Raw genomic sequence first — 23290 nt, 5'->3', positions numbered from 1 at the left:
TAACTTGCTATGCCTTTCACCAAAAAAGAGTACCCTGATTCGCTAAAATATTTTATGGCACCCGTTCGCAACAAAGCGATTGATATTGTCAACGCCCTGCTTGCCGAAGGATCTGATGAAACGCGCGCCATTGCCATAGGAACCGCCAAAGCTGAAGAGTGGGCTTCTAACCGGGGTATGAAAATCCGTAAGGATAACGCTCCGGAGAACAAAAAATAAGTACTTGGGTACGAGCCGATCCATCTACTTATTTTGTCCACTACCATGAAAGAACCCGTTCAGCCCTTCGACTGGGAGCGTATTGTTATCCACGAATTTCCCTGGTTGTACCTTGGTGAGGTCGCTCTTCGAACGGCCTTTATGTTCCTGATTCTGCTAACCGCGCTGACAGTTTCCGGTAAGCGGGAAGTACGGCAGTTATCCATTTACGAACTGGTGCTGGTTATTGGCCTCGGTTCTGCCGCTGGCGACCCTATGTTTTACGACGATGTGCCACTGGCGTCGGCAGTGGTTGTATTTGTTGTGATGATGGGTTGTTATAAACTCGCCACCCGCATTAGCGACCGGAATGAAACAGTCCAGAAGATCGTTGAAGGGCAACCTGTGTATGTCATCGAAAACGGGTGTATTCTCATTAACAATTTTAGCCAGGAAGATCTGAGTCAGGACGAGCTGTTCGCCGACCTACGTGTAGAAGGTATCGAACAGCTCGGGCAGGTTCGTGTGGCTATTCTGGAGGCCAACGGGCAACTGAGCCTCTTCAAGTTTAAAGAAAGCGATGCGCAGAAGGGCCTGTCCATTTTGCCCAACGACCTGATGCGTCGTTCGGAAACAATTCGTCAATCGGGGGAGTACGCATGCGCTAATTGCGGTCATGTACAGACGTTTACAGGACCCGTTAATCAGTTTGTTTGCCCACGCTGCCGCCACTCGGAGTGGACCGAAGCCGTACAGTGAAGCAGTTGTAAGCTAGATTGCTTTCCTTACCTTGGGGTTCTTGATGACTTTCTTAACCTGATCGTTGAGAAATTTGAGCAGCAGCTTCTCGACACCATCCAGCCCATGTGGACTTGTCTTTCGAAAGCGATTTTTATGCTCAATGTATTCGTTTAGATCCCGGCATTCGTAGGACTCCAGAACTTGCGGATGGATGTAGTGCTTGCGACAAACCGTTCGGGTGTTGCCTAGTTTGTGCGATACCTCGTCAAGGACAGTGTTGACGTTCTTTTTCAGTTCTTTCTCCGACTCACAAGGCTCTAACTCGACCAGCAGACGTAGCGCATTGACCGTTCCGGCCCAGGTTCGAAAGTCTTTGGCCGAAAAATCTTCGCCCATTGTTTCATGCAGGTAGTCGTTCACCATACCCGAATCGATGGAGTGACGGTCGCCCTCATCATCCAGATATTGAAACAGTTCTTTGCCCGGAATTTCGCGGCAGTCCTTCACCAGTTTGGCCAATCGGCGATCCTGAAGCGTAATATCGTGGTAAATGCCTTTTTTGCCTTTGAAGCTGAAACGTAAATTGGACCCTTCTGCTTTAACGTGTCGGTTTTTTAGCGTTGTCAAGCCGTAGGAACCGTACTCTTTTTCGTAAGCCGCATTGCCCACCCGAATAAGGGTCTGCTCCATGACACTGAGCGCAATGGCGATTACTTTTTCGCGAGTTAGCGACTTTTGTTTCAAATCTTTGTCGAGCCGAGCGCGAAGTTTTGGCAGGGCTTCCCCAAACGCCACCATGCGGAAGAACTTTGTTTCGCTGCGGATCGCGTTCCAGTTTGTGTGGTAGCGGTACTGTTTTCGGTTTTTGGTGTCGATACCCGTAGCCTGCAAATGACCATTTGCCTTTGGACTAATCCAGACGTGCTCCCAGGCCGGGGGGAGCGCCATGCTTTTGATGCGAGACAGGGTTTGCTCGTCCTCGACAGCGTGCTCGCCAGTGTCAAAGTACGAAAAATGATCGCCGGTTTTGCGACGGCTGATGCCCGGCATGGTGTCGTTCATGTACACAAGTTTAGCCGCCTTGGCAGCCTTAACCGGGTCGTGTGCCAGTTCCAGTAAATCCACGTTCGTTGTGTTTGGTGGATTGGTAACTGATTGGTTAGGGAATTGGTTAGCTGGACGATTAAAGTATTTCGCCTGGTGATTACCGCCGAAAGGCATCTGAATTCGCCCGTTGGTGCCGCCTTGGATCTACAGACGATTAGCGCTCAGCGGCTTTCCCAAAAAACCAGAGTGCCAAAGCACTGGCGTAGTGATAAAAATCCGTCGGGTGAATAAATGATTCAAATGACTCCGCTTTCGTTGCAAGGCCCATCATCATGGCGGCCAGCACAATCCAAAGTCCCCGTTTGTTGCGCTGAAGCAGCGAAAAGACCGCCAGCAGCATAAGAACCAAAATAGCCAGAGACGGCACGATAGGGGTAAAGACGCGCACTTCGGGCAGCAGCAGCATGATAAACGTGAACAGGCCAAACAACATGGTCGTTACGAAGGTCATCAGTGAATAAGACCGTCGATTCAACAATCCCCAGACCCCTACTACTGCACAGATTACGCCCAGACTGTCGGATAGCACGACCATTGAGCGGTGTAAGGGTTCAAGCGACTTGTTGTCTGCATAATGAAAAATGCCAATTAGTGCAGCGAGAGAAACCGTGAGTAAAAAGAAGCCCCACAAAAGCCGGTTAAATAAGCTTACTCGCTGAAAAAAATGCCAGAATACCCCAACGCCCGTTCCGGCTAGAATAGAACCAGAGAGAATGTGCGAAAAAATCATCACGTAATTTACGAAGATTCGGCTACTTTTGCCCAACTTATTTAAAGATGCACGATTAACAGACGAAAGGCAAAGGCAGTAGCTGTTAAAGTCTTTGCACGATCGCCGGTTCGTTTTGCGTCAAATTCAATCGCATCGCCAACGATTTACTAACTGTCATGAGTGTTTTAGTTAACAAGGACTCCAAAGTTATCGTCCAGGGCTTCACTGGCTCGGAGGGCAGTTTCCACGCCCAGCAGATGATCGAGTATGGTACCAATGTTGTCGGTGGGGTTACACCCGGCAAAGGTGGACAAACGCACCTGAACCGCCCCGTTTTCAACACCGTTCAACAGGCTGTTGACGAGGCTGGTGCTAATGTTTCTATCATTTTTGTACCACCCGCTTTTGCTGCTGACGCCATCATGGAAGCTGCGGAGGCCGGTATTCAGGTGATTATCTGCATTACCGAGGGTATCCCGACGGAAGATATGGTGGCCGTGAAAAACTACCTTGCCGATAAGGATGTTCGACTAATCGGTCCGAACTGTCCGGGGGTAATGACGGCGGAGGAATGTAAAGTTGGCATTATGCCTGGTTTTATTTTCAAGAAAGGCACCATCGGAATCGTTTCTAAATCAGGAACGCTGACTTACGAAGCCGTTGACCAATTGACAAAGGCTGGTCTGGGACAAAGCACAGCCATCGGTATTGGTGGAGACCCAATCATTGGAACGACAACCAAACAGGCTGTCGAATTGCTGATGAACGACCCCGAAACCGAAGCTATCGTTATGATCGGTGAAATCGGTGGTGGTATGGAAGCCGAAGCCGCTCGCTGGATCAAGGCGGATGGTAATCGCAAACCCGTTGTCGGATTTATCGCTGGTCAGACTGCTCCTAAAGGACGTAGAATGGGTCACGCGGGCGCTATTGTGGGTGGAGCCGATGATACCGCAGCCGCTAAAATGGCGATCATGCGTGAATGCGGTATCCACGTAGTTGAATCTCCTGCGCTTATCGGCGATACTATGCTGAAAGCGCTGGGCAAATAAATTTCTAAAGAACACTAGTGAAAGCGCAGAAGACCGGACCGTGGGGTGGTAAAAGAGTGACAAAGAAGCTACTAAGTTGTACAGGATTAGGTACGACTATGCTTCCTCGCTTTTTCTCCTTGCCACAGTCCGCTCTTCTGTTCTTTCTTTTGCTGTTAACACAAGTTGCCTTTCCTCAGACACGTACGGAAGGCATTGGACCGTCCAACCAGTATTACCCCGTTCACGATTTCAGGGATGACTTCCAGGTCTATGACGAGGTAGCTAAAGCGTATGTTCCTTATATCGTCGAGCAGCAGCCCGACCAACGAGCGCTCAGCACATATGTCGATCTGGAAAGTAATCGAAACTACAATTTGCTTGTTTCGACCCAGCAGGACGGGTATCTGTTTATCAACGCAGCACTGAAGCACAAACTGGAGGCCGGAAAATGGTACGTGTTCAGCATCGATAGTTTATACCGTGCCTTTCGACAACCTGAGATCTTTTTGACGATCTATGGGGCTCCTGGCTTAACGAATAAGCAACTATTTATCGGTTATCCTAAATCGCTGACGCAGAAGCCGGTTGTTTTACGTGATGATAACCTGAGCGTACGACCCCGTACGTTTTCCGTTTACGACAATTTTCTAAGCCTGGGATTGTTGTTTCTGCTGGCAACGCACACGTTTCTGTTCTCGTTCTACCACCGGGCTTTTTTACGGTTCTACAGCTTGCGCGATTTGCTTTCACTGCGGGCGCAAGAAGAATCGTTTCTGATTAGCCGTCCATTGAGTGGCACCAACGTCCTTTTTGTGCTTAATCTGAGCTTTGTGGTTGCTTACCTGATGGTGTTCGTGCAGAGCCGTAACCTCGATGTGTTCTTATCCCGACATTTACTGGGTAAACAAAGCCTATGGTCCATACTGGGTGAGTTTGCTATACTGAGTTTCGTAGCGTTTATTACCTTAATGGGAAAATATATAGCCTTAGAGGTTATTGGTGGATTATACAAGCTACAAAGTATCATCAATATCCATTTTTTCAAGGCTTTACAATCGTCGATGCTGTTTTTCACGGTGTTAACGCTGCTGCTGGCTATAATTGCTTATAACACAACGAGTACAACCTGGTCAGAAAGTGCCTTGCTATTGCCTATTTTAATCTTCTACCTGGCCCGTTTGGCCTTTCTATACATTGTCATACGCAGTCTTGAATCTATCAAGAATCTGTATTTATTTTCGTACCTTTGCATCGTTGAATTGATTCCACTCATCATAGGCCTTCGTTTCGCGCTGTGAGAGTGGTTTACAGTTTATAGCTGCGGTTTATGGTTGGTTTTCTGGTCAATTATAAACCAAAGCCATGAACTCAGAACTGACTATTGAAACGAGTTGAGATTCAATGAACGAGACCAGCATGCAATCCACAGAAGACCGGCTAACGAAGGTTAATCGGCTGTTAGTGACCCAATCCCGCCCTGCCGACGAAAAATCTCCCTATTTTGACTTAGTCAGCAAGTACAACATTCAGATCGATTTTCGTCCGTTTATTCAGATACAAGGTGTATCGTATAAGGACTTCCGCCGTCAGAAAATCAACATTCTGGATCACACCGCTATCATCTTCACCAGTCGTAATGCAATCGATCATTTCTTCCGGATTTGTCAGGAAGGACGCGTTGAGGTTCCGGCTGACATGAAGTATTTCTGTATTTCGGAGCAAACCGCCAACTATCTTCAGAAATACATCATCATTCGCAAGCGGAAAATCTTTAATGGCAGCAAGACGGCAACCGAACTGTTCGATCTGATCAAGAAACACAAGAACGAAAAGTTCCTGTTTCCGTGCTCGAACATCCGGCGCAACGACATTCCGGAGTTTATGGATACCAGTAGCCTGCATTTTACGGAGGCTGTTATGTACGAAACGGTCCCAACGGACTTATCGGATCTGGATATTCACAGCTACGATATAATCGCCTTTTTCAGTCCATCGGGAGTCTCGTCACTGATGACAAATTTTCCCGATTTCAAGCAAAACGGAATGCGGATGGCTGCTTTTGGCCCTACTACCGCAAAAGCTGTTACGGATGCTGGCTTAACACTCGATATTGAAGCACCACTACCTAACGCACCGTCAATGACCGGTGCCCTCGATCTTTACATCAAAAAGGCCAACAATTCATAAACAGTTGGTATCTTACGGAGGTTGGTTGTTGGAATAGGGCATTTCCAGTCCTTTTTCCAGCAGCCAACCTTTATTTTTTAGGTTCAATAAAGTTAGCAGTTTCGGCGTTTATTTGTAAACTGCACCGTACGGTTGCAATGATCTTACCAATGCGTATCTTAAATAGACAACAAGTCTTGGCGCAGGTCCCTTTTTCTTTGCTTGTATGATTCGCACACTTTACTCTTTTGCCTTCCTGCTCTTGATGCTTACCGCTCGTTCGGTTGTTGCTCAACAGGAACCACAGCTTAGTATGTACATGTATAATCCGCTCTATTACAACCCGGCTGCTGCTGGATCAGAGGGGGTATCACGCATACAACTGACTCAACGTACTCAGTACCTCGGTTATCAGCCAGTTGGTAACTCTGATCCGGGCGGTGGACAGAACTCACAGATTCTATCATTCAATATGCCATTGGCCCGTATCAAAAGTGGTATCGGCATTTATTTACTGAATGATAAAGTAGGTCCAAATTACAACCAGTCCGTACAAGTGTCGTATGCGTATAGATTAGCGTTAAAAAATGGTACGCTGTCGCTTGGTGTTCAGGCGGGTGCCTTCAACAAAGGGTATGATTACGGTCAGCTTAGACCCGGCGAGGCAGGTGACCCACTCATTCCAACCGGTCGGATCAGTCAGGTCAGACCCGATATCGGAGCTGGTGTGTATTACAATACAACGGATTACTGGTTTGGCGTAAGCGTTAATCACATCAACAAAGCATCGTATACATTAGGTACGGATCGTTCAACCAACCCATTGTATCCAAGCGCTTATCTGACCGCTGGTTATCGACTGGGCATAGGCTATGATATCGACATTCAGCCATCCATTTTGATTCAATACGCCACAGAAGGTGGTATTCGTAATTCAACCGCAACCTTAAACATTATTGGCACCTACGCGAATCGGATTTGGGCTGGTGTTGGCTACCGGTATCAGGATGCAGCTATGATTACTGGTGGTATTAATTTGATGCGTAACAATGCGCTACGCGTTGGCTATTCGCTTGATATGGTCTTGGGAGCAAGCACGAAAAGTGCAACGTCGCACGAGATTATACTGGGTTATGCCTTGCCGTCGCCCGACCCTCGGAAGAAGCCAATTATCCGAACGCCACGCTTTCGGTACTAATTTGATATAAAAATGGATTATTTTAGATTTGTTGCGTTAAATAACAGTCACTAACATTTTGGCAATATTCTTGTTAGGCTGTTTGCAGATGGCTGCTTATTTTTGGAGGAAGTGAGTATAAACAAAAACACCCTTACCAATTGGGAGACAAGCAGTCAAGCAACGTTTTTAAGAAATTCCGCGTAAAGAGAAATCCACATACAATATCTAATCGGATTTTCGTTTTTAGTCTGATCTCGCACAAGAAGAAGGTTAAAAGTCTTATAATGATGAAGTACAACTGGTTTACAGCCAACGCAACCCGAGTGGTAATGGTCGCAGCCGTGATTCTGCTGATGCAAGGTTGCGGCTTTATGAAATCAAAATTTGGTGGTAAGGACGGCAAAGGAGGGGAAGTCGGTGTAACCAATGGAGAAATCACGGCTACGGGTCGGAAAGGTTGGAAGCAACCAACTCCATATGGTATGGTACTGGTTCCATCTGGTTCGTTTATCATGGGGCAAGCCGACGAAGACGTTGCGGCTACTCAGATCAACATGAACCGTCAGGTAACGATCAGTTCGTTCTATATGGACGATGCTGAGATATCGAACCATGAATATCGGCAGTACGTCAACGCGCTGCTGGCTGACTCGGTATCCGTATTGGGTGAAGAGGAAATCATGGCAAAATATTACCCGGATACTACGGTCTGGAAAAACGACTTTACCTATCACAACGGTGATCCAATGCTGGAGCACTATTATGCACACCCTGCTTTCGATACTTATCCGGTCGTAGGAGTTAGCTGGATCGCTGCTAAACATTTCTGTCAGTGGCGGACCAATACGCTTGACGATTTCCGTACGAAAGACGGTGGTTATCGCTCATTTGGCTTCCGTCTTCCATCCGAAGCGGAGTGGGAGTGGGCTGCCCGTGGTGGCAAAAACGGTGCCAAGTATCCCTGGGGTAACCCATACGTTGCCAACGGTAAAGGCTGTTATCTGGCTAACTTCAAGCCTCAGCGCGGTAACTTCGATGCCGACGGTTATCCATACACGGCTCCCGCTACAGCGTACAGCCCGAACGACTATGGTCTGTACAACATGGCCGGAAACGTTGCCGAATGGTGCCGCGACGCTTATGCGGACAACTCAAACGCAGTCGTATGGGATATGAACCCTGATAACCAGAATGCCGATGAACCTCGGAAAGTGGTTCGGGGCGGTTCCTGGAAAGATATCGCTTACTACCTCGAAACGGGTACTCGCTACTTCGAATACGAAGATCAGAAGCGTTCCTACATCGGTTTCCGTTGCGTTATGGACAACCTTGAAGGCCGTGCTGCATCGGGTCGTGGTGGCCGCGTAGGCAAAAGCAAATCCAGCAAAAAAGCATCCGCTAAAAAAGCATAATCGTATCGATGGGTGGTAGACGAGACACGATACTTCTCTACCACATATCTAATTAGCTGGCATTCAACTAAAATCTTAACCACAAAAAGTTAGTTACCTGTTCCAACCAAATCGCTTATCATGGCAGCAGCAAAGTCCACGAATTTCTTTTGGGATCGTTTAGTACCAACCATTTATAGTGCCGGTGCAGCCGTCGTAATTGCGGGTGCCTGGGCAAAGATTACCCACAATGAAGGTTTAGGCTGGCTCTTAACAGCCGGTCTGTTGACAGAGGTCGTTATCTTCTTATTATACGCTGTTCAGAGCTTCACTAACCCAGCAACAGCTGATGACGGCTACGCTTGGGAGCGCGTTTATCCTGAGTTAGCTGATGACTACAAAGGGGAAGCCCGCAAACCAGCTCCACAAACAAACGGTCTGACTGGTAATATGGATCAGATGTTGGCGCAGGCCAAAGTAACGCCTGACGTATTTGAGCGTCTGGGTTCAGGCTTCCGTAATCTGAATGATACGGTTTCGAAACTGACCGATCTGACGGACGCAACTGTTGCTACGAATGATTACGCTCGCAACGTTAAGTCGGCTTCTAGTTCGATCAGTGAGATGAACAAGTCATACGGTACAGCCATTACAGCCATGAACTCAATGGCTGATGCAACGACCGACGCTAAAGATTACCGCGATCAGTTTCAGAAAGTTACGAAAAATATGGGTGCTCTGAATGCTGTTTATGAGCTGGAATTGCAGGATTCCAACAAGCACCTGAAAGCAATGAATGCTTTCTACGGTAGCCTCACTTCGGCTATGGAGAACATGTCAGATGCAAGCCGGGACGCTCAGCAGTTCAAGAACGAAATGGCGAAGTTGACCGGTAATCTTGCTTCGCTCAACAACGTATACGGCAGTATGTTAACTGCCATGCGTGGTAGTCAAAATCAATAGTCTGGTTTACGGTTTGCGGCTGGAGACTATTTCTTACAGTGTAATAGTCTCTGCTGCAAACCGTAACGCTATATTCCACATATCTAATCCCCGTTTTCTACCATAATTTATGGCAGGCACTAAAGAGACACCCCGTCAGAAGATGATCGGGATGATGTATCTGGTATTGACCGCGTTGTTAGCATTGCAGGTAACGTCGGCTATTCTGGAGAAATTTGTATTGATCAATAACAGCTTGGAGCAGTCAACCGGTGCTGTAAGTAAAGTGAACCAGTCAACATTTGACAACATTCGCGCTACGGTAGAAAAATCAGGTAACCGAGCTACTGACCTTGCTATTGTTAAGCAGGCCGATGAAGTCCGCAAATTAACCGCTGACGTTATCGGTGAAGTTGATAAGCTGAAAGAGCAAATTATTGAAGCTGGTGGTGGCCGTGACGAAGCGGGAAACATCAAAAACTTGAGCGAAGAAGAGAAAGTCGCACAGTTGATGATTGGTACGGGCCGTACCGGTGCTGCTTTCAAACTGAAAGACCAACTGAACGGCTACATCGATGCTGTATCGAAGTATGCGGGTACCAAATATCCGGCAATGGCTCTCGATGGCAAAGATGATCCTATCGCTAGCCAATCACCGGATCAGCGTAAGAAGGATTTTGCCGAATTGAATTTTGCTCAGACGCCCGTACCGGCTGCATTAGCGGTATTGAGCCAGAAGCAAGCTGATGTTCGTCGGATCGAAGGTGAAGTGCTGGATGCCCTGGCTAGTAAAGTAGGTGCTCAGGACGTGAAGTTCGACAAAATCATTGCCATGCTGAGCATGGAATCGAAAGTTGTCGTGGCAGGTACGAAGTTCAAAGGACAGATGTTCCTGGCTGCGTCGTCGTCGGGTATTCAACCACGAATGAGCCTGAACGGCGGTGCTGTTCGGATGCAGGACGGTCAGGGTATTGTTGAGTTTACCGCTCAGGGTGGTGCTTACGATAAAAACGGTCTGGCGCGTCGGGTTCTTAACGGTTCGATTGCTTACCAAACAGCGGCTGGTCTGAAAACTGTACCGCTTACTGCTGAATATTTCGTAGCTAAGCCGTCGTATCAGGTTGAAACAGGAACGATGCCGCCATTGTACTTAGGCTGTGCCAATAAACTGAGCATTCAGAGCCCACAGCTAGGAGCGCTTTGGAACCCGAATTTCTCAGCTGACGGTGGTGCTGTGATTCAGTCAGGCGAGAAAGGTAAGATCACAGTTGTGCCTAGTGCTGCAAATCTTTCCCTAAACATTAGCAACAGTGGTAGTTTGCTAGGAACGGAACGCTTCCGGGTTAACCGCGTGCCTCGCCCAACGCTTGAAGTTTTTGTTGGTGGAACACGGGCTAACGACCCTCGTGGAGTCCCTGTATCATCGGCACGGAGCGTTCGGATTCAGGCCGTTGCTGATCCAAGCTTTGCCGCTTACTCACCAGACGATGCCAACTTCCGTACAACCGGGGCTACGGTTTCTTTAGTGCGCGGAACGAAACGTATACAAGCGGTTACAGTGCCCGCCGGTGGTGGATCTATCGCTGGGTTGGCTGCTGAAGCGCAGCCTGGTGATCGATTGGTCATTCAAGTTGATGGTGTGCAACGTCGGAATTTCCGTGGTGAAGTTAGTGATGTTCCAATGGGAAGTACATTGTCGCAAGTTTCGCTTTATTAATGCACTAAAGTGGTTAGCGGTCCGTTAACATACTTGACAACAAATAGTAGCCATGACACAAAGAAGAACGATACGATATGCTGGAGTGCTGGCCGCTGCAACGCTGGCCTTGGCGGGTGGGAGCGCAATGGCTCAAGAGAAAGCGAGCAACGGCACTAACTCGCTGTCCGTTCGTGGAATAAACGAGAACGACATCATGATGAAGAAGACCCTTTGGCGTCGTATCGACCTGAAGGAGAAACAAAATCAGTCGATGTTCTCGAAAAATAATGAGATTTCTAAATATCTGATTGAAGCGGTAAAAGCAGGTCTGATCGATGCCTATACGAACGATTCGTGCACGACGAAGATCACGGCCCAGAAGTTTCATGAAAATATGCTGATTCCAAACACAGGCGGTGGCCTTTCGGAAGAAGAGAAAGCCGCTGGTTTTACGGAAGATGGCAAAAACGGTGCTGCCAACGATGGTTGGGACAGTCCTAAAAAAGACAACAAAAAAGCGGCTGATGATGGTTGGGGTGCTCCCAAGAAAGCCGCTGCCGAACCTGCTGATGATGGCTGGGGTGCTCCCAAGAAAAAATCGACGGTAGCGAAGAACGCAAAAGGCAAGAAAGGAAAGAAAACCGTTGCGGCACCTGTCGAAGTACCCAAAAAAGATACTGTAGCAGTAGCGCAGACTCCTAGTTTTTCGGGCGACGAATATTTTGCGAAGGAGCTAAATATTTTGGAGATCAAAGAAGACTGGATTTTCGACCGGAAGCGTTCGCGTTTGTACTATGACGTGCAGACAGTGACGATGTTACTTCCTGCTGACAAAAACCAGGCTGGTTTTGAGGTGCCAATTGCATCGTTCAAATACAAAGATCTGGATAAGCTGTTCCGTAGCGATCCGAAAAAATTCATCTGGTACAACCCGCAAAACCAGGCTCAGCACAAAAACCTGGCTGATGCCTTCGATCTGCGGTTGTTCTACGGACGCATTACGAAAGTGGCTAACCCTGGTGATCAAGACTTGATCGGTATGTACGGTGATCGGGAAGGCTTATTAAAATCCTACCAGACAGAGTACGAACTGATGGAAACAGAGCACAGTCTATGGGAATACTAAGAAAAAAGCGGGCTTAAACCCGCTTTTTTTGTGAAACACGAAGAGCGACCCTAGTAGGGTCGCTCTTCGTGTTTATTGTTCAATGGTGTCAAAGTAGCTTTTAAGCTTTACGGCACGATCCTTACCGACCACCTCAACGACTTCTTCAAATGATGCTTCACGGATTTTCGTGACTCCTTTGAAGTGTTTGAGCAGCTTGGCCGCCGTCTTCTTACCAATTCCTTCCACGTTTTCCAACTCACTAATCAGACTATTCCGACTTCGTTTGTCGCGGTGATAGGTAATGGCGAATCGGTGCGCTTCATCACGAATTCGCTGGATAAGCTTAAGGGATTCCGACTTTTTGTCGATGTACAACGGTAAGTTATCTTCTGGAAAGTAGATTTCCTCAAGACGTTTGGCGATACCGATGATGGGTACTTTACCGTACAGATCCAACGCTTTTAACGCATCGCAGGCCGCGCTGAGCTGTCCTTTGCCACCATCAATAACAATAAGATCGGGCATGTCCGTCTGCTCTTCCAGTACACGCGTGTAACGGCGTGTAACCACTTCGTACATGCTCGCAAAGTCATTTGGCCCGACAACTGTTTTGATCGAGAAATGCCGGTATTCTTTGTTCGCAGGCTTACCACCAATGAAGCATACCATCGCCGAAACAGGATTCGTCCCCTGAATATTCGAGTTATCGAAGCACTCGATGCGATTGGGTAAATTTTTGAGTTGTAAATCTTGCTTTAACCGGATAAGTACACGGTCTTTTTTGCTGGCGTTCGCTGTCGCTTCGGCGGCTGCCCGTTCCTGGCGCTCCCGCCGGAAGTACAGCACGTTCTTGAGCGACATGTCCAGTAGCTTTTTCTTATCGCCAATCTGCGGAATAGTCACCTCAGCCTGCAAATCGACATCTAACGGGATGTTTGTGATAATTTCTTTTGCCTGGCTACCATACTGCTCACGAAACTCAATAATCATCATCGCCAGCAGATCGGGATCGGTTTCATCAAGCTTCTTTTTTACTTCGACCGTATGTGCCTGGACAATCGTACCGTTGACCACCTTCATAAAATTGATGTAGGCCGCCGAGTCATCAGAAGCAATCGAGAAAACATCGGCGTCGGCAATTTTAGGGTTAACAACCGTCGATTTACTCTGGAAGCGTTGCAACACGTCCATCTTCTCTTTGTACTGCTGAGCTTGTTCAAAGGCCAGATCATTGGCGGCTTCCACCATTCGATTTTTGAAATACTCCTGCGCTGGTTTTAGATTGCCTTTCAGAATGTGGTGGACCTGCTCAATATCTTTGTCGTAGTCAGGTTCGTTCTGCTTGCCTTCACAAGGCCCCTTGCAATTGCCAATGTGGTATTCAAGACAAACTTTGTATTTACCCGCTTCAATGTTCTCCGGAGCCAGGTTGTAATTACAGGTTCTGATTGTAAACAACTGGCTGAACATATCCAGCACCGTATACATCGGCTTAAGATTTGCGAATGGGCCGTAGAATGTGCCTAGTTTGCGATCAATGCGACGAGTCGTAACGACGCGGGGAAAATGTTCGTTCGTGACACAGACAAACGGGTACGTTTTATCGTCCCGTAACAAGATATTGAACTTCGGCTGGTAGCGCTTGATAAGCTGGTTTTCGAGCAGTAGCGCATCGAATTCAGTATGGACAATGGTAAACTCAAGCTTCCGGATCTGGCTTACTAAACGAAGCGTTTTGCGGTCATGTTGCTTCGAGTTCGTAAAGTAGCTGCTAACCCGGTTTTTCAGATCTTTCGCCTTACCCACGTAAATAACCTCACCGGTTGCGTCGAAATAGCGATAAACCCCCGGCTCATGGGGTACTTTGGCAAGTTCTTTTTTGTAATCGAATTCCGGCATAAAGAAAGACCGTCAAGCAAAGTTTGTGAAGCGTATAGTCATTTGCTAACTATGTTCTAACAGACTAGCGGTTAGCTATACAAAAACAACGAATATACAGTAAAGGTTGCCAGTTTAGTACCAACAAAAAGGGCCAGCAAATGCTGGCCCGAACTATTATTGAAGAATCTCGTCTTCGTCCTCTGGTACAACTTTGGGTGGAATGTAGCGCTGAGTCGAATCAATATGGTAACCACCGCAATCGATCTTAAAATTGTTTGGCTTACGGAATGGCTCCGGACGATACTGAGTCAGCGTTGGGTCAGCGTATATCTTTTGCATATACATGCCCCAGGCAGGCATAGCCATGCGTCCACCTTGCCCTAATTCAATCGTTCGGAAGTGAATAGAACGGTCGTCACCACCAACCCACAAGCCCGAAACCAGGTGTTGCGTCATGCCCATGAACCAGGCGTCAGAGTAGTTTGATGTAGTACCTGTCTTCGCGGCAATCTCATTACCTCCTTCAAGGAGTTTGTATTGCGTACGAAGGCGCTGTGCTGTACCATTTGGCTCTTCGACTGCCCCCCGCATCAGATACAGCATCTCATAAGCCCGGTTGGCGCTTATAACTTGGTTAGCGTCGGCGCTAAACGACTTGAGTACGTTCCCGTGTTTGTCCGTTATGCGTAGAATAATCATTGGTCTCACCCGGATACCACCGTTGGCAAAGGCACAATAAGCTGACACCATCTCGTAGACAGACACGTCGCCGGTTCCTAAGCAAAGCGTTGGATTTTCGGGTAAGTCCTTGCTTTGAATACCCATATTGTGGGCGTATTTGATCACTGCTTCAGCACGCGTTTTTTTGATCAACTGAGCACTAACCGTATTGATCGACTGGCCGAGTGCTTCACGAAGCGTGAGACCGCGATAACTGTACCGACCCGTCGAATTTTTCGGTGTCCAGGCGGGGCCGTTGTTGTTATCTTCGCCGTGTAAGAATGTGGTTGGCTGGTCCGTAATCTGGCTGCAAGGCGTAACAAATCCCTGATCCATAGCGGTCAGATAAACGAACGGCTTGAACGTAGAACCCGGCTGACGACGGCCCTGCCGAACGTGGTCAAACTTCATGTGCTTAAAGTTGATCCCACCAACCCACGCTTTCACGTGGCCGTAACGCGGGTCCATCGACATAAAGCCCGTGTTAAGGAGCCGTTTGTAATACCGCATCGAATCAAGCGGACTCATGGTCGTATCTTTCTCATTCCGCCGACCGCCGTACACAAAGACTTTCATCTTGACCGGCTTCCGCATTTCGCTCCAGATCTTTTTTTCGTCGTTGCCGTACGCAGCTTTTAGTTGCTTGTAGCGGGTCGTTTGCTTTGCTCGGGCTTCGATAAAACCGGGTAGTTCCTCGTATTTTTTTGTCTTTGGATTTTTCTTTACCCATGGGTTCCGACCGCGCCAGTGTTCGTAGAATTTCTTCTGCTGATCCCGCATGTTCGCCATCACGGCTTCTTCCGCGTAGGTCTGCATCCGGGAGTCGATGGTCGTATAAATGCGTAGACCGCTCGTATAAAGGTCCAGCTCGGCGTCTGGATTGTCCTCGTTATACTGGTTAATAAATGCTTTGATGTCATCCCGAATAACCGACCGGAAATAAGCGGCCATGCCCGTATTCTGATTCTCGATGCTGAAATCAAGCTTTATTGGCTTGGTTTTGTACGTTACAAACTGCTCTTTGTTCAGAAATCCATACCGTTCCATCTGACTTAGTACCACGTTTCGGCGCTGGAATGCCCGATCTTCGAAAATACGAGGGTCGTAACGGGAAGGGTTCTGCAACATCCCAACCAGTAAAGCCGATTCGTCAACGCTTAGCTGCCAGGGCTCTTTGTTGAAATACGTTTTGGCCGCCGTTTTTATGCCGTATGTATTGTTCCCAAACGATACCGTGTTCAGGTACATCATCATGATCTCCTGCTTGGTATAGTTGCGTTCCAGCCGAACGGATAGAATCCATTCCTTCGTTTTCTCGATGACCGTTTTTAATACAGGAATATTGCCAAGCGCTCCCCGTAACTTCTCGCCCCGCGTATCAAACAGGTTCTTGGCTACCTGCTGCGTAAGCGTACTACCGCCCCCCGAACTGCTGTTGCCAGTAGCGATTCCCTTGATAACCCGGAAAAACGAGCGCGGGTCAATGCCGGAGTGCTTAATGAAACGCGCATCTTCGGTTGCCAGCAGGGCAGACACTACGTTGGGGGAGACTTGCGTTATTTCGACCGGCGTTCGGTTTTCAACGTAGTATTTACCCAACAGTTGGTTGTCGGCGGTGTAAACTTCGGAAGCTTCTTCACTTTGCGGATTCTCCAACGCTTTCAAACTAGGCATTCCGCCGAATAGCCAGAAAACGTTGTAACTAACGGCTACTATGTAAAAAACCATCAGCACTAAACCGAGTAGTGCATACCGCCAGAGATTTTTAATTAGGGTCCGGTACCGACCGGGAGCAAACTCAATCATTACAGGTGTGTAGGGATTTATAGTGTATTGATCGATGACTTATTATCTATAAACGATAGCGCATCGGTTGCCAACAAAAAACTTATTTTCTGTTCGCCGTAATTCGATTAGCGGCATCCTGCATTGCTTTCACGCGTGGGAGCAATGGGCTGGCCGGGTAATCGCGAATAAACTCATTGATGGATTGACGATAAGCATCTACGCCCTGTACTCTTCCGACGAGGATAACACGTAAAAGCGCCAGTTTGTCTTCCAACTGCGTTCCCGCAAACGAACTTAGCGAATTATCCGCACGTGCCAGTGCTTCCGTTACGTTGTTGGCTTGATACAGTTCGTAGATTTGATTGTAAGTTACCAGCGCTTTGGCTTCGCTATCACCCGATTGGGCAACCGTTTTGCCCGCCAACCGTGCATACGATGTGTTTGGGTACTCAGCCAGTAGTTTATCCTTCCAGGAAGATGTTTTACCCAGCTGCTCATTCGACAAATGAAGTAGGTAATACACCTCTGGTTTTTGTAGTGTATTGGGATAACGGGTCAGTAATTGTTCAAATGTCGGAATCGCATCAGCTGGTTGGTTCAACTGAAACTTATACAGCTTGCCGAGTTTATACAACGCGTTTTCGACGCGCTGATTGGCCTGTGCCTGCGCTTCTTTTGTAAACGGAATCTTGGCGTAAAAAGCGTCTTTCTGTGCCTTGCGCCCCGTTGTTGTGGCATTTACCGAAGCCGTTGCGTTAGCAGCATCCTGTTGTTGCAGGGGGGCGTTGGGACTTACATCATTAGCGGAGGTTCCACCATTGAGCGGGCTATTGACCCCTGCAATGGCTTCCGATGCTTCTTTATTACTGCGTCGCCAGTTGTCTTCGATAGGCCGGTTGCCCCAACGTACCGAAAACTCTTGTCTGCCCTGACTTAACGCTACCGGGTTGTATAAAACCCAGCGCTCGTTGGGTTGAAGGTTGGAGTTGGTTGCTCCCGGAACAGCGTTGAAATTGCCGTTGGAAGCGCGTTCTACGATTTGCTGGGCAAGCGCAGCCTGCGCCTGATCCTCCTTTTCTTTTTGCGTGATAACGTTATCCAGCAATTTATCCAGCGCCGTAGGATTCATCTGAGCGAGATTGAGCAAACTGTCCTCCGTACGAATTGTAGTCTGATATTGTACAAATTCATCCAGCGTCTTCTTCCGATTCATCAGAGCGGCATAGTCCGGCGACTGCTGCGGCATCAAAGCCAGAGCGCTGTCGTAGTATACTTTCGCTTTTGAATAGTCCGCTTTCTTTTCGAAATAAAGCTTACCAATTTCCTGATAAGTGTAAGGAATCTGCGTTGTGTTGGCCCCCGCTGCCTGGATGGACTGCCTATAAAAACTGATGGCCTTGTCAATCCGACCGTTACGGGCTTCCAGCAGGCCCATCGTGAAATAAATCTTATCTTTCAGATCCGCATTTTTCCGGTCGTTGAGCATACTCTCGAACGTCTCGGTTGACTGAGCCAGTCGTTTCTGGTCGCCGGTCAGGCCGTTGCTTTGAATCGCATACAGGTTTGCGTAGAAAGACAAATCGTACGTGGGCTGCGATTTCTGAACCTTTTCGTAGTGAGCTATCGCCTTCGCTGGCTGGCCAGTCAGGTCATACAATTGACCCGCGATCAGGTGTAAACGAGCCGTGGATTCGCCTTTTTTCAACGCCGGAAAAGTTGCATCCAAAATACCCGCAGCAACGGCGTATTCACCTTTCCGCTCGTGTATGTACGCTTTCGTAATGTAAAAGTCGCGGGTATTGGCTTTGTTGAGAGGCTGCGTCCGTAGGTACTCTGCTACATTTAGCGCATTGGCATAGTCACTGGCTTCGGTGTAAGCACGCATTAGGCCAACCAAAGCCTCGTGCTTATCGTCTTCACTGGTACCTTTGGTATTTACGTACTTAAAGACGTCAATAGCATTCGGTAAATCCTGCTTGAGCAGGCGTGCCCGGCCAATGAGAATATACGCATTATCGAGCCATTTGCTGTTCTGATGGCGTTCTGGAATAAGCGATGCTTTTTTGATGGCGTCGTCGAGCTGAGGTTTTACGGGCATCGACAGCATCGAATCTACGGGCAACAGAATCGGTAAGAGCTGGCTGTAATTTTCCTGCCGGGTCTTGAACAGGATTAATTCGGCTTCCTTTATTTCGTCGCGGGCAATTACGTACGCGTTAAAATGGGCCGTCAGATTATGGTAACCCTTACTGATTGGCTTTGTGCTGTACTGCGAACACGAAACCAGCCCACCGGTCAGCAGCGCAAGGACCGTTAACAATACTAGGAGCGGGCGGTTACGGAAATAGCGGGACATTCGGGAAATAATACGTAGTGACTCGTATCTCAAAACGTTTCTATCTGGGGTGGCCGTATGAACGTTAGCCCAAATTAACGAATTTTGCTTTTTATATCGTATAGAACTCCTGAATTCTGTGGAAAAGGACCCTGAACAATCGCCAGAAAACCGCCCGTCAACGCCCGATGGTCCGCTAAAGAGCGCTTCTGAAAAAACAACCTCTTTTGTCCAGTATAGTGGTATTGCGTTTCAAATGCTTGGCACGATCGGTTTAGGGGTCTGGGTCGGCTTGAAACTGGATGAATGGCAGGGTAACAGGCGACCGATCTGGACCGTTGTTCTGTCGCTAACGGCTATCGGGGCATCGCTGTACTTATTTATTCGTCAACTAACCAGAAAATAATTTATTGGCGGCAATCGCTTGCTGGTAGCTCCCTGCTGCCTGCTTTTTTGCACTGTGCTTTATGCTTCGCTCTGTAATACTCACAATCCTTTTAGCAATTGTATTTTTCGTAGCCGAAAAATTTTCGGCGGCATCTTGGCTACATCCCAGTTGGAAAATTTTACTACTTTTCTTTTTAGCCATGTCTTTTCTTACACATCGCATGGTGGATGCTGGTTTACAAGGTAATCGCGAACGATTTGTTCCGCTGTACTTAGCTGCAACAGTTGCCCGTTTATTGCTTGGTCTTGCTTTTGTCGGGTTTTTCCTATATCGACACATCGAACAACGCCGTACGTTCATTTTTGACTTTCTTGTACTATATATATTTTACACATGCTTTGAGATTTGGGCCCTTACTCGTAACTTGCGACGCGATTCGTAAAAACGATCTGTCACATCCTACAATGAGTTCGTTGATTAATAGATTTTTATTGGCTATAGCTCTTGTTATGAGCTCGTTAGCTTTTGTACACGCTCAGGAGGAAGGCCACGAGGGTGAAGTGCCGGGAGAGCACGGCAAGAAAGAAGGCTTCAATGTGGGCGAAATGATTATGCACCACATCAAAGACGAACATGGCTGGGAGTTTGCCCACGGTGTTACGCTTCATTTGCCTGTTATTCTTTATTCGCAGGATCGGGGAGTAGAGGTCTTTTCGTCGTCAAAACTGGCTAATGGAAACGTTCACAATGGCTATAAGCAGGAACATGGTAAAATCCACCGTGTTGACGAAGCTGGCAAAGTAGATCACGAAGCCAAAGTCTATGACTTTTCTATTACGAAGAATGTAGCATCGCTTTTGTTAAGTGCTACGATCATGTTGCTGATCTTTCCAGCCGTTAGCCGGGGTTACGGAAAAAATCAGGGGAAAGCACCCAAAGGAATCCAGTCATTCTTTGAGCCGATTATTCTGTTCGTTCGCGACGAGATTGCCAAGTCGAGCATCGGGCCCCACTACCACAAGTATCTTCCCTACCTGCTGACGCTGTTTTTCTTTATTCTGATAAACAACCTGTTAGGTCTTTTGCCGGGTTCTGCTAACCTGACTGGCAACATTGCTGTGACGCTGGTACTGTCAGTAATTACGTTTCTGATCGTAACATTCAGTGGTAACAAGCATTACTGGCTTCACATCCTCAAACCAACGGGTGTACCTGTTGCGTTGCTACCTGTTATGATTCCGGTTGAGATTGTCGGCGTATTTATGAAGCCAATCTCCCTGATGATCCGGTTATTTGCCAACATTACAGCGGGTCACATCATCATTTTGAGCTTGCTGGGGTTGATTTTTATGGCCAACCATCTGGCCGGTGCAAGTACGAGTCTGGCGATCAGTCCTGTCGTTCTTTTCTTTGCACTGTTTCTAAACCTGATCGAGCTACTGGTTGCCTTCCTGCAAGCGTTTATTTTCACGCTGTTGACGGCTATGTACATCGGTAGTGCCGTTGAAGAGCATCATGAAGCTGATCATGGTATCGGCCATGAAACAACTTCTGAGTTAGGTTAATTGAGTATATCATCCGAATCAATCGGGTGGTCTTTTTGAGTTGCAATCTTTTGTTTTACTAATAAATCCGTTTGACGTTTATGTTCGCAATGTTGTTTGCTCTGCTGTTAGAAGCTACGGGTAACATCGCCGTAATGGGAGCCGCTCTTGGTTCTGGTTTAGTTGCTATTGGTGCAGGTATGGGTATTGGCCGGATTGGTGGTAGCGCCATGGAAGGTATTGCTCGTCAGCCAGAAGCAGCGGGTCGTATCCAAACTGCCATGCTGATCATCGCGGCTCTGATTGAAGCCGTGGCTCTGTTCGCAGCCGTTATTTGTCTGCTGGTCGCTACGGCTTAAGCAGCATCTGAATTGAGTAGGCTGGTCGCATTAGGCGCTGGCTTCACTACTCGCCTTTTTCTGGAAACCGTTCGCTTGTTTGGGGTTGCCGATAAGCGAACGGTTCCTAACAAAAGATTGATAGACGTTGTCGGGAATGAACATAAACTGACATTCTGCATAACGATTTTAACGAACTGAAATAAACAATCCCAATATATAGATCCATGGATTTGCTCACTCCCGATCTTGGTTTACTTTTCTGGCAGGTAGTCGTTTTCGTTCTCCTGTTCCTGATTCTTCGCGCCTTTGCCTGGAAACCCATCACGGAAAGCCTGTATGAGCGCGAAAACAATATCCAAAGCGCACTTGACTTGGCTGAAAAAACCCGTCAGGAAATGACCGCCCTTAAAGCGAACAACGAAAAGCTGCTCGTTGAGGCTCGTGCTGAGCGCGAGGCTATTCTGCGTGGTGCTAAGGAAACGGCTGATAAAATGCTCGCTGAGTCGCGCGATAAAGCAGCTTCTGAAGGTCAACGGATTCTCGAGCAAGCGCGTGAAGCAATGCAAAACGAACGTCAGGCGTTGATAACCCAAATGAAAAAAGAGGTTGTTACGCTTTCGATTGATATTGCCGAGAAAGTGCTTCGTAAAGAGCTTAACGATAAAGCTGCGCAGGAAAAACTGGTTAGCGATCTGGTATCAAATTCAAGACTAAACTAAATGAGTGATGAGCTATCAGAGTTAGGTCTGTAGTTTACCACTTACGATTATATCTATGGCAGTCGCTACTGTAGCCGCCCGCTATGCAAAATCACTTCTGGATCTAGCTCAGGAGCAAGGCATAACGGAAACGTTATACAAAGATATGCAGCTCTTCAAGCAGACGGTTGATCAAAGTCGGCCCCTTCTGTTGATGCTGAAAAACCCCATCGTTCGGTCGGAGAAAAAAACAGCTGTGTTAAAAGCGGCTTTTGAAGAACGGCTCAACCCAGTAACGATGTCGTTTCTGCAAATCATCACAAAGAAGAACCGCGAGCCAATCATGGACGCGATTGCAGAAGAATTCATCCGCCAGTATGACCGTTTGAAAGGAGTAGAGCGGGCAAGCATTATCACAACCGTTCCACTTACGGACGCTTTGCGGGAGCAATTCAAAGCAATGGTCCTAAAAACTACGGGTGGTAAACTGGTTGAATTAGAAGAAAGAATCGATCCAAAACTGATCGGTGGCTATATTCTACGCGTCGGTGATCAGCAAATTGATGGCTCGATCCGGAATCAATTGAACGAACTCCGCTTGCAGTTTCTGAACTAGCTCATTAAACCGCGTTACAGTCGGTTCAATATATTTTCTTAAAAAGCCGCTTTCCATCGTGGAAAGCGGCTTTTTTGTTGGTTCTCGATCAAGAATGAACGGCTTTGACCAACTTCAGGTGCGTACGCTTGAATGACTCGCGTTCGTAAAAGCGGATTGTATCCAGGCGTTTTTGATTCGTTGTCACTTCCAGATTGACAAATTTTTCGCGAATAGCGATATCATATAAAGCCGCTATGAGTTGATGACCAATTCGCTGGTTGCGGTAATCTTCTCGAACAAATAACTCCTGAATTTCTCCGACTTTACCGGTATGGTGAAGTAAGTATTGAATGTGACAACTCACAAAACCCACGCGTTCGCCAGCCGCTTCGGCGATCAAATAGTGAATCAGCGGGTTTTGTAAGTTCAGATCGAATACCATCTGAAATTGGGGCCAATTAAGTGTTTCTGTCTCTAATTCACACAAAAACTGGTAGACCGTAGTAGAGTCGTGCTGGGTCGCCGATCGAATAATAAGGCTGGTTGATGGAGTAGGATTAAGAAGCACGGCTGTTTTGGGTATTGTTGGCGAATTAGTACTTGCCAAATCTACACGCAGTTCGTCAAACAGCAATTTCTCAGCCACGAAAGGTTTGCGCAGCCTGATAAATCAACGGAGTTCTGATCCAGGCATTTGTCGATTCAATAGCCTGATTGAT

At 47.5% G+C, this 23290-nt stretch carries 22 protein-coding genes; 15 read left to right on the top strand and 7 right to left on the bottom strand.

Annotated features, from left to right (window positions below; genetic code table 11):
- The first annotated feature begins 9 nt into the window (after positions 1-9).
- Positions 10-219, top strand: coding sequence for a DUF2188 domain-containing protein (locus M0L20_RS04950; RefSeq protein WP_232559749.1), 210 nt, complete (start codon positions 10-12; stop codon positions 217-219).
- Between the two features lie 45 nt (positions 220-264).
- Positions 265-957, top strand: coding sequence for a DUF421 domain-containing protein (locus tag M0L20_RS04945; protein ID WP_248475953.1), 693 nt, complete (start codon positions 265-267; stop codon positions 955-957).
- A gap of 12 nt (positions 958-969) precedes the next feature.
- On the opposite strand, the gene M0L20_RS04940 is transcribed toward M0L20_RS04945, so the two are convergent.
- Together M0L20_RS04940 and M0L20_RS04935 are read right to left on the bottom strand one after the other, a co-directional pair.
- The gene (locus M0L20_RS04940) at positions 970-2064 is read right to left on the bottom strand and encodes a DNA topoisomerase IB (protein ID WP_248475952.1); all 1095 of its coding nucleotides are present in this window, start codon (positions 2062-2064) and stop codon (positions 970-972) included.
- A gap of 136 nt (positions 2065-2200) precedes the next feature.
- Positions 2201-2776: a DUF6962 family protein gene (locus M0L20_RS04935; protein WP_232559747.1), complete on the bottom strand. Its 576-nt coding sequence runs from the start codon at positions 2774-2776 to the stop codon at positions 2201-2203.
- Positions 2777-2934: 158 nt separating this feature from the next.
- Here M0L20_RS04935 and sucD point away from each other — a divergent pair, with 158 nt between their 5' ends.
- The 8 genes from sucD (at position 2935) to porN (ending at position 12296) form a co-directional block, all read left to right on the top strand.
- Positions 2935-3810, top strand: a complete 876-nt coding sequence (gene sucD / locus M0L20_RS04930) for a succinate--CoA ligase subunit alpha (RefSeq protein WP_232559746.1) — start codon at positions 2935-2937, stop codon at positions 3808-3810.
- Between the two features lie 98 nt (positions 3811-3908).
- Entirely contained in the window at positions 3909-5090 is a 1182-nt protein-coding gene (locus M0L20_RS04925; RefSeq protein WP_248475951.1) for a DUF4271 domain-containing protein, read from the top strand.
- Between the two features lie 103 nt (positions 5091-5193).
- The gene (locus tag M0L20_RS04920) at positions 5194-5979 is read left to right on the top strand and encodes a uroporphyrinogen-III synthase (RefSeq protein WP_232559744.1); all 786 of its coding nucleotides are present in this window, start codon (positions 5194-5196) and stop codon (positions 5977-5979) included.
- A gap of 205 nt (positions 5980-6184) precedes the next feature.
- Positions 6185-7156 (top strand): PorP/SprF family type IX secretion system membrane protein, encoded by a 972-nt coding sequence (locus tag M0L20_RS04915; RefSeq protein WP_232559743.1) that lies wholly within the window; start codon positions 6185-6187, stop codon positions 7154-7156.
- 266 nt (positions 7157-7422) lie between these two features.
- The gene (porK, locus tag M0L20_RS04910) at positions 7423-8550 is read left to right on the top strand and encodes a T9SS ring complex lipoprotein PorK/GldK (protein ID WP_232559742.1); all 1128 of its coding nucleotides are present in this window, start codon (positions 7423-7425) and stop codon (positions 8548-8550) included.
- Between the two features lie 120 nt (positions 8551-8670).
- The gene (porL, locus tag M0L20_RS04905) at positions 8671-9492 is read left to right on the top strand and encodes a type IX secretion system motor protein PorL/GldL (RefSeq protein WP_232559741.1); all 822 of its coding nucleotides are present in this window, start codon (positions 8671-8673) and stop codon (positions 9490-9492) included.
- 109 nt (positions 9493-9601) lie between these two features.
- A complete protein-coding gene (gene porM, locus M0L20_RS04900) occupies positions 9602-11188 on the top strand; it encodes a type IX secretion system motor protein PorM/GldM (protein ID WP_232559740.1) in 1587 nt (528 codons plus the stop codon).
- Positions 11189-11240: 52 nt separating this feature from the next.
- Positions 11241-12296, top strand: a complete 1056-nt coding sequence (gene porN / locus M0L20_RS04895) for a type IX secretion system ring subunit PorN/GldN (protein WP_248475950.1) — start codon at positions 11241-11243, stop codon at positions 12294-12296.
- 72 nt (positions 12297-12368) lie between these two features.
- Here the strand turns inward: porN and uvrC are convergent, their stop codons facing one another.
- The 3 genes from uvrC to porW form a co-directional block, all read right to left on the bottom strand.
- Positions 12369-14177 carry an excinuclease ABC subunit UvrC gene (gene uvrC, locus M0L20_RS04890; RefSeq protein WP_248475949.1) on the bottom strand — a complete coding sequence of 603 codons (1809 nt, stop codon included), beginning with the start codon at positions 14175-14177 and terminating at the stop codon, positions 12369-12371.
- A gap of 156 nt (positions 14178-14333) precedes the next feature.
- The gene (locus tag M0L20_RS04885) at positions 14334-16685 is read right to left on the bottom strand and encodes a penicillin-binding protein 1A (RefSeq protein ID WP_232559737.1); all 2352 of its coding nucleotides are present in this window, start codon (positions 16683-16685) and stop codon (positions 14334-14336) included.
- Positions 16686-16767: 82 nt separating this feature from the next.
- A complete protein-coding gene (gene porW / locus M0L20_RS04880) occupies positions 16768-19023 on the bottom strand; it encodes a type IX secretion system periplasmic lipoprotein PorW/SprE (RefSeq protein WP_248475948.1) in 2256 nt (751 codons plus the stop codon).
- 118 nt (positions 19024-19141) lie between these two features.
- Here porW and M0L20_RS04875 point away from each other — a divergent pair, with 118 nt between their 5' ends.
- Positions 19142-19408 (top strand): AtpZ/AtpI family protein, encoded by a 267-nt coding sequence (locus M0L20_RS04875; protein WP_232559735.1) that lies wholly within the window; start codon positions 19142-19144, stop codon positions 19406-19408.
- On the opposite strand, the gene M0L20_RS04870 is transcribed toward M0L20_RS04875, so the two are convergent.
- Positions 19394-19591: a hypothetical protein gene (locus tag M0L20_RS04870; RefSeq protein WP_232559734.1), complete on the bottom strand. Its 198-nt coding sequence runs from the start codon at positions 19589-19591 to the stop codon at positions 19394-19396. The two genes, M0L20_RS04875 and M0L20_RS04870, sit on opposite strands and share 15 nt — an antisense overlap.
- Before the next feature lie 308 nt (positions 19592-19899).
- Here M0L20_RS04870 and atpB point away from each other — a divergent pair, with 308 nt between their 5' ends.
- From atpB to atpH, 4 genes are all read left to right on the top strand, one after another.
- Positions 19900-20955: a F0F1 ATP synthase subunit A gene (gene atpB / locus M0L20_RS04865; protein ID WP_248475947.1), complete on the top strand. Its 1056-nt coding sequence runs from the start codon at positions 19900-19902 to the stop codon at positions 20953-20955.
- Between the two features lie 80 nt (positions 20956-21035).
- Entirely contained in the window at positions 21036-21293 is a 258-nt protein-coding gene (gene atpE, locus M0L20_RS04860; RefSeq protein WP_425276912.1) for an ATP synthase F0 subunit C, read from the top strand.
- Between the two features lie 206 nt (positions 21294-21499).
- Complete coding sequence (gene atpF / locus M0L20_RS04855) at positions 21500-21994, top strand: F0F1 ATP synthase subunit B (protein WP_232559732.1); 495 nt, start codon at positions 21500-21502, stop codon at positions 21992-21994.
- 55 nt (positions 21995-22049) lie between these two features.
- Entirely contained in the window at positions 22050-22589 is a 540-nt protein-coding gene (gene atpH, locus M0L20_RS04850; protein WP_248475946.1) for an ATP synthase F1 subunit delta, read from the top strand.
- An 88-nt stretch (positions 22590-22677) separates the two neighbouring features.
- Here atpH and M0L20_RS04845 read toward each other — a convergent pair whose 3' ends face one another.
- A complete protein-coding gene (locus M0L20_RS04845; RefSeq protein ID WP_248475945.1) occupies positions 22678-23217 on the bottom strand; it encodes a GNAT family N-acetyltransferase in 540 nt (179 codons plus the stop codon).
- Between the last annotated feature and the right edge of the window lie 73 nt (positions 23218-23290).

Source organism: Spirosoma liriopis (genome assembly GCF_023196085.1).
Taxonomy (GTDB): domain Bacteria; phylum Bacteroidota; class Bacteroidia; order Cytophagales; family Spirosomataceae; genus Spirosoma; species Spirosoma oryzicola.
This window is presented reverse-complemented; position numbering and strand designations above follow the sequence as displayed.